Source organism: Pseudomonas sp. 8BK (assembly GCF_902506475.1).
Lineage (GTDB): Bacteria > Pseudomonadota > Gammaproteobacteria > Pseudomonadales > Pseudomonadaceae > Aquipseudomonas > Aquipseudomonas anguilliseptica.
The window spans coordinates 1-17,420 of sequence record NZ_LR733262.1 but is presented as its reverse complement, the minus strand read 5'-3'; the positions used below and the strand labels follow the sequence as shown (position 1 = coordinate 17,420).

12 protein-coding genes are annotated in these 17,420 nt (G+C 51.9%); 7 read left to right on the top strand and 5 right to left on the bottom strand.

Going from position 1 to position 17,420, the window contains the following annotated elements:
- Positions 1-143: 143 nt before the first annotated feature.
- Positions 144-845 (top strand): hypothetical protein, encoded by a 702-nt coding sequence (locus ACIN8IBEIGE_RS20815; RefSeq protein WP_160016457.1) that lies wholly within the window; start codon positions 144-146, stop codon positions 843-845.
- A 241-nt stretch (positions 846-1,086) separates the two neighbouring features.
- Here ACIN8IBEIGE_RS20815 and ACIN8IBEIGE_RS20810 read toward each other — a convergent pair whose 3' ends face one another.
- The 4 genes from ACIN8IBEIGE_RS20810 to ACIN8IBEIGE_RS20795 form a co-directional block, all read right to left on the bottom strand.
- On the bottom strand, positions 1,087-1,743 hold the full coding sequence (locus ACIN8IBEIGE_RS20810; RefSeq protein ID WP_160016456.1) for a hypothetical protein: 657 nt from the start codon (positions 1,741-1,743) through the stop codon (positions 1,087-1,089).
- A complete protein-coding gene (locus ACIN8IBEIGE_RS20805; RefSeq protein ID WP_160016455.1) occupies positions 1,736-2,689 on the bottom strand; it encodes a hypothetical protein in 954 nt (317 codons plus the stop codon). Before ACIN8IBEIGE_RS20805 ends, ACIN8IBEIGE_RS20810 begins: the two co-directional genes overlap by 8 nt.
- 46 nt (positions 2,690-2,735) lie before the next feature.
- Entirely contained in the window at positions 2,736-3,164 is a 429-nt protein-coding gene (locus ACIN8IBEIGE_RS20800) for a hypothetical protein (RefSeq protein ID WP_256665301.1), read from the bottom strand.
- 106 nt (positions 3,165-3,270) lie between these two features.
- Positions 3,271-3,894 carry a hypothetical protein gene (locus ACIN8IBEIGE_RS20795; RefSeq protein ID WP_160016454.1) on the bottom strand — a complete coding sequence of 208 codons (624 nt, stop codon included), beginning with the start codon at positions 3,892-3,894 and terminating at the stop codon, positions 3,271-3,273.
- A 578-nt stretch (positions 3,895-4,472) separates the two neighbouring features.
- On the opposite strand from ACIN8IBEIGE_RS20795, the gene ACIN8IBEIGE_RS20790 reads away from it, so the two are divergent.
- From ACIN8IBEIGE_RS20790 to ACIN8IBEIGE_RS20780, 3 genes are all read left to right on the top strand, one after another.
- Positions 4,473-6,392 carry an ATP-dependent endonuclease gene (locus ACIN8IBEIGE_RS20790; protein ID WP_160016453.1) on the top strand — a complete coding sequence of 640 codons (1,920 nt, stop codon included), beginning with the start codon at positions 4,473-4,475 and terminating at the stop codon, positions 6,390-6,392.
- Positions 6,389-8,302, top strand: coding sequence for a UvrD-helicase domain-containing protein (locus ACIN8IBEIGE_RS20785; RefSeq protein WP_160016452.1), 1,914 nt, complete (start codon positions 6,389-6,391; stop codon positions 8,300-8,302). Before ACIN8IBEIGE_RS20790 ends, ACIN8IBEIGE_RS20785 begins: the two co-directional genes overlap by 4 nt.
- 341 nt (positions 8,303-8,643) lie before the next feature.
- Entirely contained in the window at positions 8,644-9,282 is a 639-nt protein-coding gene (locus ACIN8IBEIGE_RS20780; RefSeq protein WP_160016451.1) for a hypothetical protein, read from the top strand.
- A 624-nt stretch (positions 9,283-9,906) separates the two neighbouring features.
- Here the strand turns inward: ACIN8IBEIGE_RS20780 and ACIN8IBEIGE_RS20775 are convergent.
- Positions 9,907-10,263 (bottom strand): histone-like nucleoid-structuring protein, MvaT/MvaU family, encoded by a 357-nt coding sequence (locus tag ACIN8IBEIGE_RS20775; RefSeq protein WP_160016450.1) that lies wholly within the window; start codon positions 10,261-10,263, stop codon positions 9,907-9,909.
- Positions 10,264-10,491: 228 nt separating this feature from the next.
- Between ACIN8IBEIGE_RS20775 and ACIN8IBEIGE_RS20770 the strand changes: the two genes are divergently transcribed.
- The 3 genes from ACIN8IBEIGE_RS20770 to avs1b form a co-directional block, all read left to right on the top strand.
- Positions 10,492-11,694 (top strand): hypothetical protein, encoded by a 1,203-nt coding sequence (locus tag ACIN8IBEIGE_RS20770; RefSeq protein ID WP_160016449.1) that lies wholly within the window; start codon positions 10,492-10,494, stop codon positions 11,692-11,694.
- A 461-nt stretch (positions 11,695-12,155) separates the two neighbouring features.
- Positions 12,156-13,328 (top strand): AVAST type 1 anti-phage system MBL fold metallo-hydrolase Avs1a, encoded by a 1,173-nt coding sequence (gene avs1a, locus ACIN8IBEIGE_RS20765; protein WP_160016448.1) that lies wholly within the window; start codon positions 12,156-12,158, stop codon positions 13,326-13,328.
- Between the two features lie 11 nt (positions 13,329-13,339).
- Positions 13,340-17,420, top strand: a 4,081-nt coding sequence (avs1b, locus tag ACIN8IBEIGE_RS20760) for an AVAST type 1 anti-phage system protease Avs1b (protein WP_160016447.1), incomplete at its 3' end; no start/stop codon positions are given.

Sequence of the window (17,420 nt, the reverse complement as noted above, 5' to 3'; positions counted from 1 at the left end):
GAAACTTGAAGGTATGCTGAGTTTGGCTGCCAGGGCTGAGGCTTCAGGTGGGTTGCTACGAAATATCCCTGAGTATCGTGCTAAGCAGTGGTGCCGCCTTTTAATCTAGTTTCAGCCATGACAGTAACAACAGGGACACGGACATGACCGCTACAGCAAAGAAAGCACTTAAACATCTTCTAGATATCGGTGTTACTGAGCTATATCACGCCAACAGCGTGCTCACCGCATGCGAGTTTCTCAGGCAGGGAGCGCTACTTTCTCGTGGAACCATCGAAGCGCTAAAACTGAGGCAAACCAGCCAGTACACCGACCGCTTAGACAAGCACTACAACATCTGGAATGACGTGTTCGTTGATACCGTCGATATCCACCATCGCGGCAGAAAGGCAAACGACTACGGCCCCATAATGTTTGTGCTCGATACCGAGAAGCTGATGAACGAGCTCTCGACTGGGGTGATAGGCTTTACGCGGTATAACCCGAGCAAATGGGGCAGCGTGAAGGCATCACGCAGATGGTTTGCTGACCTAGAGGCCGTTGAGGAGGAGTTTGATGTCAATGACTTTGACCATATGGTGGTCTTCAGACACTGCGGGGGCCACGTCTCCTTGAAGAACTCACTCAAGCGGATCGTTGTTGATGCCCCCGAAGAAGTCGAGGGTATGGGGGTTGATCTGTTCAGCTATGCCTTGGGCAGCCTCAAGCATGCAATGTACCTTGGCCCGAAGACTTGCACAGTAGAGCGTAGGGAATGCCCGGCCGGCTGTGGGTGCAAGGCTACATATGAAGCCGACCTCGACAGAGTAAAGATGATGTATCGGCCATTTCTTAAAAAGGCATAAATACGAAGCCCCGCACAGCATGTCGCCTATCAGTTGCTTGTGGCGGGAAACAGACGCTGTAGACAGACAGCTATCGGCCATTAGCTGCCTGTTTCCATCGGTGGATCGCCACCAGTAGAAAGGGAAGCTTCTAGCCGAGAGGCGCCTATTGAGGCGCCTCACCCAGCAGAGCGTTCATCTCTTTCCGGCTCGCTGCATCAAGGTTGAACAGCCGAGTGGTCAGAATGGGGCAGCACCTGCACTAGGACGCGCAAATCTGCAGCAGAGACAGTTTTGCGTAAAGCGTTTTAAGTGCCCACATCGCCCCAGGCCATATAGCTTGGACAGACAGGAACGTCACGAAGCTGAGAAATGAGCGCAAAAGAAATTCGTGCGTCATTTTGATGTATGAGACCTTTTTGTTTGTGCCGTCCAGGTTGACGCTCACACAAAGCAGAAGGCGCTTTACTAGGTGATGCAACAGATCCCCGTTCTCGCCGCTTCCGATAAGATCGACAGGATCCAACTGAGAGAAACCGGACACCCTGAGCGTATTGAACGCCCACAGACCGGACCGAAACAAATAGCTCAGCGCCACTGCAAAAACTACTAGCGATACCCCAGAGAAAATCTTGTCATCCGCTTTCCATAGACCGGGCAGGACTGACGCCAGCACCGGAATCAACGCGGTGATGGCCGCTAGGTAAATTCCGGCTTTGTTATCGGCGCCCCGTCGTCTCTCAAGCTCGGCATCGAACAGCCGGCGAGCCTCTTCAATCGCAACCTCTGCATGCGAACCCCATGTCGAGCCTTTGATTTTTTCGATACGTGCCTGCTTTCGCCGGTCCTGATCAAGCAATTGATCGACAGTTAGTGGCTCCAAGCGCGGCCAAAGCGACTCAGGCAGGATTCTAAACACGGGCGATCTCCTCAAGCTCATCCACGATCGCACTGGAAATAGGGAATCCAGTCATGTTTTCAATCCACGCCCATTGCCCATTCGGGTTGATTTCCAAAAACCACAGTTTGTCTTCACGATCACAGATGAGATCGATCGCGCCATAACGAAGCCCCAGCGCACTTAAAAAATTGAGACATTGTTGCTCAACCAATTTCGGAAGCTGGATCTGTTCGTGCTTAAGATCAGGCCGACTTCCCTGGCGCCAGTCCACCTCGGTTTCCTGATGTTCCTGTGACCATATCGCGGTAGCAAAAACCTTTGCTCCGACGACGGTTACTCGGATGTCGTATTTCTTGATGACTTCGGTCTGCACAATAAACGGAGCCATAGAGATGGCTGCTGCATCCTCGTCGAGAATACGTTCAAGACGCGTGGTAAAGATCACTCGCTCCTGCCCCCCGGATAGAAGAGCCTGCCGAAGAGGCTTACCGATAGCGGGCCCGGCCTGAGTCACGCGACGTGCTGCGGCAATATCATTGGTGATCTTGGCGAACGGGACGTTGAACCCCAATTGATGAGCAAGCATGAGCTGGCGAGGCTTATCTTCTGACAGGAAAATTGCAGTGGGCGAGTTAAGCCATGTGCCATCCAGGCGCGCGTATAGGCTCTTTAGAAGACTGCCCCATTCGGCATCTACGTAAGCTTGCTCCCCCGAATCCTTTGGAGGGTTTAATGAGGCAGGCGCTCCGGGTCTGCGGAAATACGACGCTCGAATCTGGTCTCCACGAATGGTCTTTCCTTCCAATGTGATAGACCAAGCAGTGCGCGGATAGCCGTCCATCACACAGAGCGCTTGGGGAAGCAGCTCAGTATTAAGTCTGAAGAATGGCAGGCTTCTACGCTTAAGTTCCGCGACTACAAAGTCAGTCGTGATGTCGCGGCAATTGGTAACTAGCAATAGCATAAAGGGGCGTCCTAGCCTCGGGGGTCAATCGGCAGGAATCTGGGATTCACAAAAAGCTTTCGTCATCGCTTTCTTGATTGACGGCGGTCTTGGTCATCAGCTCCAGGAGCGAACCCGTTCTAAAGTTGTCGTCCTCTTCCTGAACCTGGTTCGTTTTAGTGAGTAGCTGTAGCATCTGGTTTGTCACGAAATGGCTCTCGTCGTCGCCTTCGAGCTGTTGTTCGGTTTTGGTCATCAGTTGAAGAGCATAAGGACTGTCGTCATCCTCTTCCTGCTGGACTTTTGTCTTCGTAACTAACTGAGCCAACACGCCTTCTGCAATGATCGGCTTAACTCCTTGGTCAGTTTCCACTACCCACATATCGAGCTCATTCGAGTAGTGGCCTGGCATCTCGCTGCCCTCGGTACGCGCCTGCGCAACCTGGGCCAGGAAGGGAGAAATCGCCGCCTGTAAGCTCTTTTCCATGGATCCCATTTTTAACTCCCTCCGAAACTGCTCTGGACCAATCACCGCTCATCGACATCATTCTGCCATTATGGAGAGTGCTTCTCCACAACTGTGAAGCGCCTTCAATTTTAGGTTAGGAGAACACCCCGCTTAAGATCACACGGTATGTGTAATGAATACTGATACCGAAAACAGCTAGTAACAAATGCCCGCTAAAAATAGCCCAATGACGCATTTCATTACGAAACGCAGCGCAATCGACCGAGAAAATTTCAAAAGCAGCAAACCCTGCCCATATTAAAACAATGCTAATCGGCATCATTGCAACTTGGCCGGTAATTGTGCTCGGGCCTTCTGACACAAACATCGCAATTAGAATACCAAGAATATTTGCACCAGTTGCAACACAAATTGCCCGCCCCACTGAAAACGGGGAGCAAAGAACTTTCATCATTCGACCTTCGGATTTAGGGTTAAAGATAAAAACGCATCCCAAATTGAAAGTTGACAACACCAGCATTAGCATCAAACTCTTGATCGCCACCCCCTCCGCAAGCGCATTAAAGAAAAATGAATTCAGGAGCTCACTTTCTACACTATTTGCTAGAAGCCCAATAAAAAATGCCCATACGATGAAAAAAGGCGCAGAGAAAAATTCTGCACAAATGGCTTTTTTCCATGTTTCAAAGCGTACTAGACTAGAAGCTTCTTCGCCGCCAATAACGAAACCTTTTTTCTCTTTTTTAAATTTTTTCATGATTAGCACTCTTTGCCTGACCAAATGATTAGACCACTACAATTAAGCTATCAATTAAATTTTTACTTGGGAAGTAGCCACATATGGCAGCTATAGTTATACAGAGCACATCTATAGTTGACCGCCTGCACTTATCCGCATATACACTTCCCGACTTCCCCTTATTTTACTGGGGGAATTACTCGAATGTTTTTTGCGAAATCTGTTTTGTAATTTTTTGTAAATTTCGGATTCAGAGCCTTTGATGATCATCGTGAGAAGGTTTATCTGAATGGTCGTCGGCACTCCGAATGTATTGCGTAAAGTGGACGAAGTGTTTGCCGTCAGAGCATTTGCCCCCGCCATCACTTCAAATGCTGTTTTGATGCATCGCGCTGTAATCAGGTCAGCTGTAGCTGCGGCCGGTCATTAAATTTCAACTCTGGCAGATGCTGCAGCTTGCTGACGATCACAAATATCTCAGAAGTTGTGAGCGATTCAGATTGACTAAGTGCAGCGGCGGGCTCTTGATTACATTGCTGAACAGGCCAGAGCCGTCGAGACAAATTGGTCCGACATAGGTAAACAGGGAGTAAGGGATGCACCTTAAACGGATTCGAGCTGCCAACTTCCGTGCTTTTGGAACTGATGAACACGAACTCGACTGGGAGCTCAATCCTGGGCTGAACATTTTAGTGGGTGAAAATGACTCGGGAAAAACCTCCGTAGTGGATGCCATCCGCTATGTTCTCTGGACAACCAGCTACGAATTCATTCGTCTGTTCGAGACTGACTTCCACATTAGCGGAAGCGCTCGGGCACAGAGCCTATTCATTGAAGCCACCCTGACGGAGCTGAATGCTGAGCAAGAAGCCGCGGTCCTAGAATGGCTGACACGCGAGAAGGATGGTACGTACAGTCTCATCATTCATGTTCAGGCTAGGTGGACACCGCCACAAGACAACAAGCGTGGTCGGGTTGAAGCGATAACACGATCTGGGCGAAATGGTGCTGGGCCGGAGATAGGTACTGCCGTCAGGGAACTTATACGCGCAACCTATCTTCGCCCGCTCCGCGATGCAGAAGCAGAGCTCCGTCCAGGACGGCAGTCTCGTCTATCGCAGATTCTTGCCGCACACCAGAGCATCAAAGGGCAAGAGGAGAATGACTTTGATGTCGAAGATCCTACTGAAGTCCCGGAAAAGCTCGTTGGTCTAATGGCCTTTACCCAGTACCACATGGGTAAACATAAGGTCATCAGTGACGTTCAGAAGGATATCAACGACAACTATTTAACTAAGTTCGCCTTCGCGGGAGACGAATTGTCATCGCGTATTCGGATTACCTCAGAGCTGGCACTACAGCCAATCTTGGAACGATTTGAACTTGGCCTACTGCCTTCATCCGGCATCCATCCGGATGAGCGCTGTATGCGGGGTCTAGGCTACAACAACGCGTTGTTCATGGCCACGGAGCTTGTGCTTCTACGCGATGGCGATGAACTTGCGCTTCTGCTGATTGAGGAACCTGAGGCTCACCTTCACCCACAGCTTCAAGAGCGCGTGCAAAATCTTCTCGAGGTTACATCCCAGAAACCTGCGGAAGGTAAACGTTCTGTGCAGATCGTTATGACGACTCACAGTCCATCGCTGGCTGCGGGTGCTGACATTGCCTGCATGACTTTGGTGCATAAAGCTAAGCTGTTCAACTTGGCGCATGGAAAAACCAAGCTGAACAAAACTGATTATGACTTTCTGCACCGGTTTATTGATGCCACGAAATCGAATCTGTTCTTCGCTCGCGGTGTGGTAATCGTCGAGGGGCCTGCGGAAGCCCTTTTGCTGCCTGCATTAGCCGAAGCTTGCGGCTGTTCATTCAATGAGTACGGCATCTCCTGTGTGAACGTGGGTAGCGTTGGGCTGTATCACTACGCACGAATCCTTCAACCTGCCGATGGTTCAGCTCTCCCGATACCGGTCGTGTGCATCACCGATAGAGACGTTGTTCCTAATGAAGCAGACTACATCGATCCGCCCAAGAATGGCCGTAAACGTTTCGAGTCCGACTACAACGCAATTGAGCTGGCTGCCCTCGTACAAACGAAGGTGGATAGAGCCCAAGGAGGTAGCACCATAGTTTGCGTTTCTGACCGTTGGACCCTGGAGTTTGATCTGGCCCTCTATGGTTGCGCCGAGCTGATGTTTACAGCCATACATTTGGCCAAAAAGGCTGACTCGCGCAAAGAGCGCCTTACTCTGGAAGACGAGGTCAAAACAACTGCGGAGGCCAAGGAGCTTTGGGCGAAATTAACGGCTGAAGTCCACACGCCCGTAAAACTTGCCACGATCATCTACCAGCCGCTCGTGGAAAAGGACGCGTCTAAAGCAGTGGCAGCCCAATACGCTGCACACTTGATTTCAACGGGCGCTTTCGGTCGAGGGGAAGACCTGTTCAAACTACTTCCGCCTTATCTGCAGCGAGCTTTTGCTCACCTCACCGGAATCAAGGCGGAAGCATGAGTATCCCGGTAATTACGGAACAGGATTTGGATGAGCTTGCCGCCCTTTACCCAGATCTAAACTTCACGGATGACGAACGCAGAGCAGTGCTCCTTGAAGGCCAATCTAGAGATATCAACGCAGCCCCGGGAAGCGGTAAAACGACCCTACTCGCCACGAAACTCATGCTCCTGGGGCGAAAGTGGAATGATGAACGAAGAGGCATCTGCGTCCTGAGCCACACGAATGTGGCGCGTGAGGAAATCCAACGCCGTCTCGGCTCGAGCGCAGAAGGTAGCCGATTGCTTGCCCATCCCCATTTCATTGGCACTATCCACGGTTTAGTGAACCATTTTCTGGCCGTGCCTTACTTACGGAGCAATGGTCTAGAAGTAGATGTAATCGACAATGAGATATTCAGTCAGCGAGCCCTTGCCAAGGCTAAAAGTAACTGGAGCCTCCGAACCTGGATGGAGCAAAACGTTGGTGTGCAGCCTATGGTGGAGGGGTTGATTTTCAAGGGTCCAAACCTTGAGTTGGCCAGCGAAGGCGGCAGACTACCTAGCGAAAAAGCCAAAACGTTTCCGATCCTCCAGAAGATCAAAAGAGAGCTGGCCAAAAGCGGAATTTTTCGCCATGCCGACATGTTTGCGTTTGCCGAGCAGCACCTTGAGGCTTCTCCGCGGCTTATAAAACTGATGTCTCAACGATTTCCGCTAGTCTTTATTGACGAGATGCAGGATACATCTTGGGAGCAAGAGCGTTTGCTCCAGCTGATTTTTGACGACACAGTAATTATTCAGCGTCTCGGTGATATCAATCAGCGGATTCTGGTAAGCGAAGACGGCGCTAAGAACCTCTCGTTCCCTAAAGCAGATGCGTTGCCGATTAGTACCAGTAAGCGGTTTGGCCCCACAATCGCCCAGGTCGTCGCAAGCGCTCAATTGTCCGAGGTTGCCGTTGCGGGGACAGGTCTAGACGCACATGCCCCGATGCTATTGATCTACCCAACAGAAAAAGTCGACAAGGTTATTTCCGCGTTTGGCGTCGAAGTCCTCAAACGGTTCGATGATGCCGCTATTCAAGGGGGGCCAGTAAAGGCGCTCTGTGCACGAAAGCAAGGTGATGCCAAAAAAGCGGTTGCTGGTAGAACCCTGCTGGACTACTGGCCAGCGCTCGCCCAATCACCCGCATCTGCAACACAATTGGGCCGTTTCTGGTCCCTAGTCACTGGGGCTGGTACGCAGACTGGAGAAACATCTCTGATGGGGCGTACAGACGAGATCCGCCGAGCACTTCTGTTGGTACTGCGGGCAGCCAAGTCTCAGGCCGTGACCAACGTGACGGGGGGGCACCAACTACTGCGAAGATTAAGTGAAGCCGGAATCGATGTGGGTAAAGTGCGACGGCTGATGCGCGACTTGGCAATGGATACCCTCTCAGTAGCCGGTGAAGAAGGTAAGAAGAGTCTACCGTCGATAATTTTCTGGGTAGTTCAGCCAGTGCTCCCCGCAGAAATGACAGAGCAAAATTTCAATGCGCTGGAGATCTTCCATTTGCCTGACGCACCTGATGTGGCAGTACTGAAGCCGAATGAGTGCGCCATCGATCACGAAGGGCGAAAATTCTGCGTGCAGATCGGCTCTGTGGCATCAATGAAGGGTGAAACCCATCTAGCGACTCTCGTACTTGAATCCTTAGGTCATCCAAGCAGACGATTCGATGTTCAGGAAGCGCTGCCTGTGACTGCAGGACTAAAAGAGCGTGACAAGAAGATTTCAGATGGCCTCCTTTCCCAATTCAGAAACCTGTACGTTGGACTCTCACGTCCTACAAGCTTCCTCTGCTTGGCAGTTAACACTGAGCGGGTATCCGAAGAATGCAAGTCAGCTCTTATCAACCTTGGCTGGGTAGTCAGCACTGTGGAGTGAAGGGCCTATCGTTCGAGGGGTATGGCCACTATGAGGTTAATGACAGGCAGCTATAGACCCAAAGCCGTCCTTCACAATCGGTCGCTATCAGCTCAAGGCAGACAGATCAAATCTCTCGCATCCGAAAAATAAGCAATAAAACACAACGCTGCCTAATCATTCCTGATTGACACCTGCTTTAACTTACTTGTGGTTTACGAACGGTTAATGCTGCAGCATACCATGGCGTGAGAAACTGAAGCTAAACACACAATACTGGCTCTTGATGGAGGAAATTTCATTTGAGCGAATTTAATTTTTTACATAAAATTTTGCCTACATATACAAAAGGAATTTGGCGCATGTCAATGCGCGAAGTGGATTCATACCTCCGCAAAATCGATCACTTTTTTCGCATTGACGAAATTAAAATCGAAGTCAAAGAATCTAGATTAGATTGGGCCGAGCTTATAGAGGAAGACGTCGACCCAGAGACTTCGAGATTCTTTGTAAATATGGATCGTATTGCTCACGAGACAAAATACAATCTATTCTTAAAATCCTCAGCCGCCATGATTTATTCTGCTTTTGAGACCTCATTGTACTCTGTTGCACAAGCTGTCTCAGACGTTACAGATATAAAAACCAGCGTAAAGAAATTTAAGAAAAAATCAGACGATAACCGATTTTCCGGGGTTATTGGAAACTACGCACAGTACTTAATAGAAGTACACAAGGTTGAGTGGGACGAATTGGATGAAACGTGGGGTAAAATCGATAATTTCAGATTCATTCGTAATAGCATAGTCCATAACGGCGGAGCGCTTAACGTTGAAGATTTTGAGTTTTACGACGAGATCTCCACGCACGAAGCCGGGCTTTCAAGGGATGGGAATTTAATATTGATGGATTTCGTCTATCTAACTCAAATTTCCAAGTTTATGAAGGTTTTTTTTGAAAAGTTGTGCTTAAAACTCGACGGTCGAGTTTTCATTAAGTAAACATTCTGTATGGCAAGCAGAGGCGAGACAATTTCATATAGCCTACTGTAAAGGTCCGCCTTGGGTTGTTTAAGACCCTCGCGAGTGACAGCTTCTGGCCGCTTCGAGCCTGTCGTGCCAGGCAGGTGTCGGCCGTAAGCGACCATTGAGTAAATACGAAGTCAGAAGCTACTCATCGATGCGTTCAACAGTCAATTTGGATATTAGCTGCACTGGGTAATGCATCAATTTTTCGTCACACACGAGGCAATTGGGTTCTTAATCAAACAAAAACTCGCATCCGAAGTGCTGGTGATAGGTCTTCAGCTACGAGATCAGGATGAGGCTCATTTCGACACGTAAAGGCCTTACCATTCCCTCCCAATCATTGGGGCAATCTGCGTAGGACGTAAGGGCTAGCTCACGATCCAGCTGAGCTTGGGTAGGCCATAGAAGTGCTCTATGCGGTAGATGAGGGCACATCCTCGATGCACGTTCATAAGCCAATGCTCGGCTCGCGGACTTCATCGGGCGTTGATCTCAATCCCTCAGCACTACATCGGCAACCCACTCTGAGCGACCAAAACTGGGTTCCATAAACGACAAGGGCCGCATTCGCGGCCCTTTCGTAGTAGCTGAATCTGCTTACTGCAGCCAGCTCTCTACCTTCTCAGCACCGTACTGCTCTTTCCAAGCCTTCAACACTTTGTGGTTACCGCCTTTGGTTTCCACAACTTCACCGTTATTCGGGTTCTTGTAGCGCTTAAGGGCTCGCTCACGGCGAGCCCCTTTTCCAGAGGCGGCAGCGCCTTTGCTGGTATTCGGGTCAAGCAGTGCGATCACGTTACGCAGAGAGTAGTTGTAGTCAGCCAGCAGAGCACGGAGTTTGGTTTCAAACTCGATTTCGCGCTTGAGCTTGCCATCACCTTTGAGAGCTTCGAGGCGTTTCTGCTGCTCGGCAATTTGGGCTTCCAGAGCTTTGTATTCGGCAATGATCGACATGGTGTTTCCTAGTCCGGTACTGAGTTCCTCTACGATACCTAGTGATCATGGCACTATTCAACTAAAGACATAAGAAAATAGTAGCTGCTCCGCCCCTCCGCCCGCCTAGGGCTCTTTTATAAGCGAAAATAGAATCCGCTTTACTGATGCCTACAGGGCAGAAAAGTTCTCTGGAACACCTCTACAAACTAGCTATCATCACCGCTTCAATCCCATGGAGAGTGAAACGTGTCAGAGCTTGCAAAGCAGGAAGAGAATGGCAGAAGCGGCGAAAGCCTAACGCAGTCTATTTTGCTATCGCGATTCTGGGTTTTGAAGCGCTCGGCTGACGTCGACGGCGCAGACTTTCTCGTACAAAAGCAATCTGACAACCTGGATGAAGTTCGTCGACGCGCACATGAAATTCAAATCCTGGGGATTGTCCAGTCTAAGTATTTCGAAAGATCAAACCAAGCGAAAATTCTGAAGAGTTATGTGCTGGAAAAAGAACAACCGCGCAAGGAATTTTTCTGCAGCTTACATACCCACGATCAAGACGGGGAAGCTGTGCATTACTTTTTTTCTGCTGAGGACGTCGTAAAAGAGTTCGCAATTTCACCATGCGGGCAGTATTACTGCTTCTCGTTGACAAAAACGCGGCAGTTCACAACATTCAAGAACCCCAAAAATAGATTCATACTTGATAAGATTGAGAGCGGCATCAACCTGGCAGAGGGTATTGCGAACAAGAACTTCAGGCAGAAGAAGCTCAGGGTTTATGCAATGCCAACGATGCACTTTCAAGACAAGCCAAATTTTGAGTACCAACTCATGATCTTCAACGATGTTCGTGTAGTTTTAGTTGAGGATATGATCAATACTCATCGACGCCTGTTGGAGCCAAGACGCGATCTTTACGAGAATCAGGGCGATTTCTACTGGGGCGACGACCCCACAGGCTGCCAGTTTCTCGCTGTATCAATACTGGCGCATCATTTCGATGGAGACCTTCCGGAAGATGCACCAGTCGTGAGGCTATGCAATACTCTGCGACAATTGGATCCAGATGATGTTCTAGTATTAAATAGTGATTTTCTACGCACACTGATCGAAACTCCTGTTCCGCAAGAACATCATTTGCAAGTTCTAGAAGACGAATATCGCGTAAACCTTGGATCTGGCGACATTGCATTCTTTGAAGTTATAAGTGCGCACGGAACAAAATTATCTATTCGCTGCATTAACGGCATTGAGTCTATCGTGGATACTGTTGGAAGCCGCGAAGAGGTTCTCAGCTGTCTCGATGTAATCAAAATTCTTTCTCCTGGAATTGAGCGAAATGCTGAGCCGATCAAAAAGCGTTTAGCAGTAAGGCTGTGCGTCGAGCGGGATACCCAAACTGGTGAAGTAGTTCGAATTCTTAATGCATTCGATACGCATAAAATTCACTAATTATAAAATTTCATTTAAGGGGGGCAGTATATCGCTGCGACTAAATATCGCTTTTAAAGTTTTAGCTATTTAGTCGTGCGTGCATTTTGGCCTCAAGAGTGGGCTGAAGTAATCATTTTTTGGAAGCGGACGTAGGCGGCAGGCAGCTCCTCGCCAGTGGGTTGTCGGTCACCAGCATCTGTTTCCGGCCATGAGTAGTCAGTCGCGACTGGCTGGAGTCGGCCAGAAGCGGACAATCAGCCAATAAATAAATCTGTCCCCTTTTCCCAGTCCCCTTTTCCCCATGCGCAGCAATCTCCTCTATGGCGCAAAGTGGACTCACTAGCTTCGAGACCGGCGCGAGAATTTCGGGCGTACGAATACCGTGTTGATGCAAAATCCTCGAGCGCTATGGTTAGCCCGGCTGAGAATGCACAGCAGGTCAGGTCTAGCGTGCGACTTCCACTAAGGCCAAAACAGCCATGCCAAAACTGAAGATGTACGCTGCAAAGAACGGCGATGCCTTTCTCGTCCAAGCCTCAAGCACACACATCCTTATCGACGCAGGCTACGCGAGCACCTTCAACGACTACATTCTGGACGACCTTCGACAGGTGGCCAGCGCCGGTGACGCGCTAGATCTGCTCATCTGCACACACATAGACAAAGACCACATCGGCGGACTTCTCGAGTTCCTCTCTTCGAACGGCCCTCAAGGAGCTCGAAGCATCATTGAGGTCAAAGAGGTCTGGCACAACAGCCTCAGATCGCTACCATCAACGCCCGGCGCTCCCGACACCTTGTCAGACCGCCAGCTTTTGGAGGCGGTACAGAGGCGAGGATTTCTCCTGCCATCGCCCCCGGGGCCGGTGGTCAACCCTATCAGCGCTAAGCAAGGAAGCTCGCTAGCCAAGCTTCTCAAGGAACAAGGCTACCTCTGGAACTCTGGTGATGGCACCACGTGCATGAGCAGCGGGCGGCCGACGCATGCCTTGCCAAACGGCGTTCAGATCCAGTTGATCGGGCCGCCGGTGACCAGACTGCAGGAATTGCGCTCCTGGTGGCTTGCGCAGATGCGAAAGCTCTCCTACAGAGGCGGGGCAGCGGTCGATGCTCTGGTGGAAGACGCCTACGAGATGCTATGCGCGTCCACTCGCGAACCAATGCCAGCGACGGTCAAGACCATCTCGGCCGGAGGGTCCAAGAGGCTCGCTGAACTGTACGTCCCTGACGTATCACCTACCAATGGCAGCTCCATCGCCGCCGTCATCGTGGCGGAAGGCAAGCGACTGCTCTTCCTCGGCGATGCTTGGGCCCAGGACGTTGCTGCAGAGCTCAAACGTATACACAAGGGCGATGCTCTACAGATGTTCGACGCTATCAAGGTGTCCCATCACGGCAGCATTCACAACACAAGCGTGGATCTCCTGTCGCTCATTGACGCTCCTGTTTTCCTGGTCTCGTCGAATGGGTCGGCGCACAACCACCCAGACTTTGAAGTGCTCGCCGAAATCGTCGACAGGCCTGCGACGTTTGAGCGAACGATTTACTTCAACTACGAGACCCCTGCATCGACTCGCCTTCGGGCACACGCGTCAAGGTCTGGCGCCAAGTTCAACGTGGAAGTCGTTCAAGACGGCTGGATCCATGTCTAGGGAGACGAACAATGACAGAAGGTGAAGTGAAGCAGGCAACCTGCCAAGTCATAGGCACTAGCGAAGCAGGCACAGGCTGGCTCATTTCGGTCGACCAAATCTTGTCGGCCTACCATTGTCTCGGCGAGGCGGTCACCCTAGGAACGGACGTTGAGGTCAGCTTTGGCGCCGGCCCGTCTGCCGTCAAGCACAAGGCAAAATTGGAAGTCTTTGACGCGGACCTCGACGTTTGCGTGCTACGGCTTCCAGCATCTACTGACGCCGCACCTCTGCCACTTGCGGTCTCCGCACCTCGACCAGGCACACGATGGAACGCCTTCGGATACCCTGTTGCCAAGCTGCAGATAGGCCAAGTTCTTGATGGAACGGTACAGCAGGCATTGAGCGAGCTAGCCAATGGCATCGATCTTGACCTGTCGGTAAGCGCAGAGACAGCACTGTCGGACTACCGCGGCATGTCCGGTGCCGCGCTCATGACTGCAGATGGCTGCCAAGCCTTGCTACGCGTGAGCGTCGACAACTCTCTTGGAGCCGTGAGCATGGCCGCTCTGCGCGGCTTCCTTTCCGACAACAACCTCATCCCAAATGAAGGTGCATCCGAGGACGACACGTCCCCATTTGCCGAGCGCTCCACATTCGACGAGACATTTGAATCAAGCCTCTCCAAGACAGGTGGCGGGTACCTGTATTTGGACGGTGCCCATGGCATCGGCAAGTCGACCTACTGCAAGAGCTTCAGGCCGGACTCCAATGACATCGAAGTCCTGGGTGTCTACGCGTTCTCCGAGCGCAGTCGAGGCTCGACAGCAGCCCTCCAGGCGCAACCGGAGGTATTCGTTGATTGGTTGACATCGCTGCTGTCGGTACTGGCCACTGGCCGACCGGCTCGGCTGTCGCAAGCGACCTATGCGCAGCTCGTCCAGACTACGCACCAGACACTCCAATCGTTGGCTCAACACTGCGCAAACGACGGCAAGGTTGGTGTGTTGTTCATAGATGGCGTGAATGAGGCTGCAACCATCGGCGGTGACGCTCTGCAGCGCTTCATCGGGCTCTTACCGACAACCATTCCGCAAGGACTGCGAGTCGTGATTGTGGGAGCTGGACTGGATGCCATCGCAGGCAAGCTCGCTCCCATTTTCCAATCCGTGCACCGCCTGACCCTGCCTGTCTTAGATGACAGCATCCAGTACAGCCTCTGCACTTCGACGCTAGACCAGGACAAGGTATCACCGGCGCTGGTCGCCGCCCTTTGTGAAAGAGCGAAGGGCCACCCTCTGTACCTCCGCTATCTCGTCGACATCGTCAATGGTGGGGCCGGTGAGGAAGACCTTGAATCGCTGCCACCGTTCAGCGGAGCAATCGAGGACTACTACGAGACCATTTGGGCACAGCTTCTGACGGATGCAGACGCTGTCAATCTGCTTGGAATTATTGCACGGCTGCGTTGGGGGATCCCGATCTCTGACCTGCCAGTCATGCTGACCCCCCCTGAGTCGGCTGCCTTCGTTCCGACCATTACACGCATCCGGCATCTGCTGACTGCGCCAGACACCACCGAGGTCTACCACTCTTCGTTCTCTGACTTCGTGGTTCACAAGACGTCAGCCCAAAGCGTTTGGGTGCAAGGTCGACTCGCCGACTACTGCCAGCTTCCCGATAGCGGGAATTACGGAGAACTCAACAGAGTTTTCCACGGCCTTCTTGCCGACAGGACAAGACAGCTGGCGGCAATAGACGGCTGTCAGCAACAATGGGTAGACCAATCCGTTTTGCTTGGAGCAGAGCCAGACGTCCTACTTGGCGACATTGAGGACTCGCTTGAGGCTGCTACTCGCCTGGCAACTGCGGCCGAGATTGTTCGTTTGCTGCTTCTTTCGCAGCGACTCAAATTTCGATACGACACGCTTTTTGCGCAGTCGGCAAGCCTCGCTGCAGAAGCGCTCATCGCGCTCGGGAAGACTGACCAAGCACTGCGCCACATCCTCCGCCATGGGCACCTCATCGTGGAGCCCAGCTCGGCATTCTCCATCGTCAGGCTGCTCATCGAAGCTGGCCACCCACAAGAAGCAATTGAGGTTCTTCAGAAGGTCGATAGCCTCCTGCAGCCAATCCTCACACGGAATGGTGTAAAGATCGGCGATTTTCTGAACGCAGCTGCTATAAGACTGCAGGCCTGGGTTCTAGCCGATCTGGCTGGAGCCGAACCTCCCACTGCAGATTTTCTTAAGCATGTGGTGGGGCTCGTGACCGACTCGAGGAACAAAATTTCGCCCCAGAATGGTCAGCGCATCCTCGGAGACCTGATCGGTAACATGCTTGGCACTAATTTGTGCGTAGTCCACTCCTACAAGCCTCTCGCTCAGATTCCCCTGCCTCCTGGCGTACCCAAAAAGTCCCAGGTGCTTTCGCTCCTTTCAATACTCGGCCATGCCTACAACCATGCGCATAGCTACAAGGTTCGACTCCCAAGAGACAAGGTCGGCATGCTGCTTGAGGACATCAGCAGCAAGCTCGATGCATCCCTAGATGCGGAAGATAAACAGTTTGACTTTGTCGACCTGTTAATCGAGACAGGCGCAAGCCCGAGCTTGGTCGAGACCTACGCTAGCGGGTTGGAATGGGAGGCAGGCGCCCTCCCCTTGTTCACACAGCATCGCTCCCTCGCCGATAGCGCTGCATTTTTTGACGCTTACGACCGGCTGAGAGCTGCGTACTTTCTGGGGCGAGACGAATACCAACCCGCCCCAGAAGCTCTGCTGGCCTACGACTGGGAGGACAACCTTGAAACGCTCGCCGCATCGGTTGCCTGGGTGGACGCAAAGGCACGTCATGCCAGTGCATCCAGCGATGACGCGGCACTTGCAGATGCGCGCACTTATCTGAAAGAGGACCTGCTCCCTTGCCTGCAGCTAGACCTCGCTTCACGCATTTCTTGGCAGGGGACGTACTTCATCCCCGAGAACATTGTGCCGCTTCTCTACGGCTACTTGACGAACCTTTACCTCGACTGCATGCCAGAAGCGCTTACAGACCTTCTTGCCATCCTTGAGGACTCCTTCGACGGGCAACTCGGCCTTTACAACGAAGGCTTCCGACATGTGATGCAGGCTGTTGTGCCGAGGCTCGTCAACACCGAAGTATCCGAAGATGTCGCCGATAAGGTGTTCGACCTGTTGATCCGTTGGAGGAACTACGTCCGGGACAACGTGGAGAACAGGCATGAGCTTGTTCCCGAACTCTTGTCCATAGTGCCACTACTTGCCCGGATGGAGTCGGAAGAAGAAGCCCTTCAAACGTACCAAACTGTCCTCGCAGTTTCGATGGGCCCCAGTTGGTACAAAGAGGACCAGTTAGCCGTCATGTCTAGGACGCTTGAGGTACTTCCGGCCACTGCGGAGATCACCCCTGCGGCACTTGCGCAAATTGCTGCATACCTAGAACACGCAAGTGGGGAAATGACGTTTCAGCGGTATGTCCGTTCGGAAAAGGCAACCTTCATAGGCGAGCTGAGCCGACGCGGCATGTACTCGGACGCCGTGCGCTACTTCCAGCACCAGGCCTGCGGCAGCATTGACGAGATGCGCGCACAGGCGTCGCATGGTGGCCTAGACCGCGTAGCCCCACTCGTGGGCATGCGCTACCCGGGTGGGGCCTTGGAGGAGCAAGCATCCCTAGTGAGTCTGCTTGAGCATATCGGCACCGCCGCAGACTGGCGGGTCCGTTGGGCGCTTTTGGAGGTCTACCAGCATGGAGACGAGCGATATCTCAGGGACTGGGGTCGGGCCTACGCAAAGCTTATTCAGGAAATTGCACCTAGCTCCGTCGACTTGGAATGGGCCATAAAACGAATCAGCAGCATCGCCCAAGCGATGAACGGCGAACGAGCGTGGATGCTTCTTAGCTGCTTGAACGAGGCGTTGCCAGACACCGCACGCGATAGCTTCTCGGAGTTGTTCGAGCGCTTGTTGTGGTCAACGAATTCTGGACACTGGTTTAGGTTTATCCGGCCAGTGATTCGGCTTCCACTGGCGTTTTGTACCCGTTGTAGCTGTGTGGCCGTTGATGGTTGTAGTAGTCCGTCAGGTAACG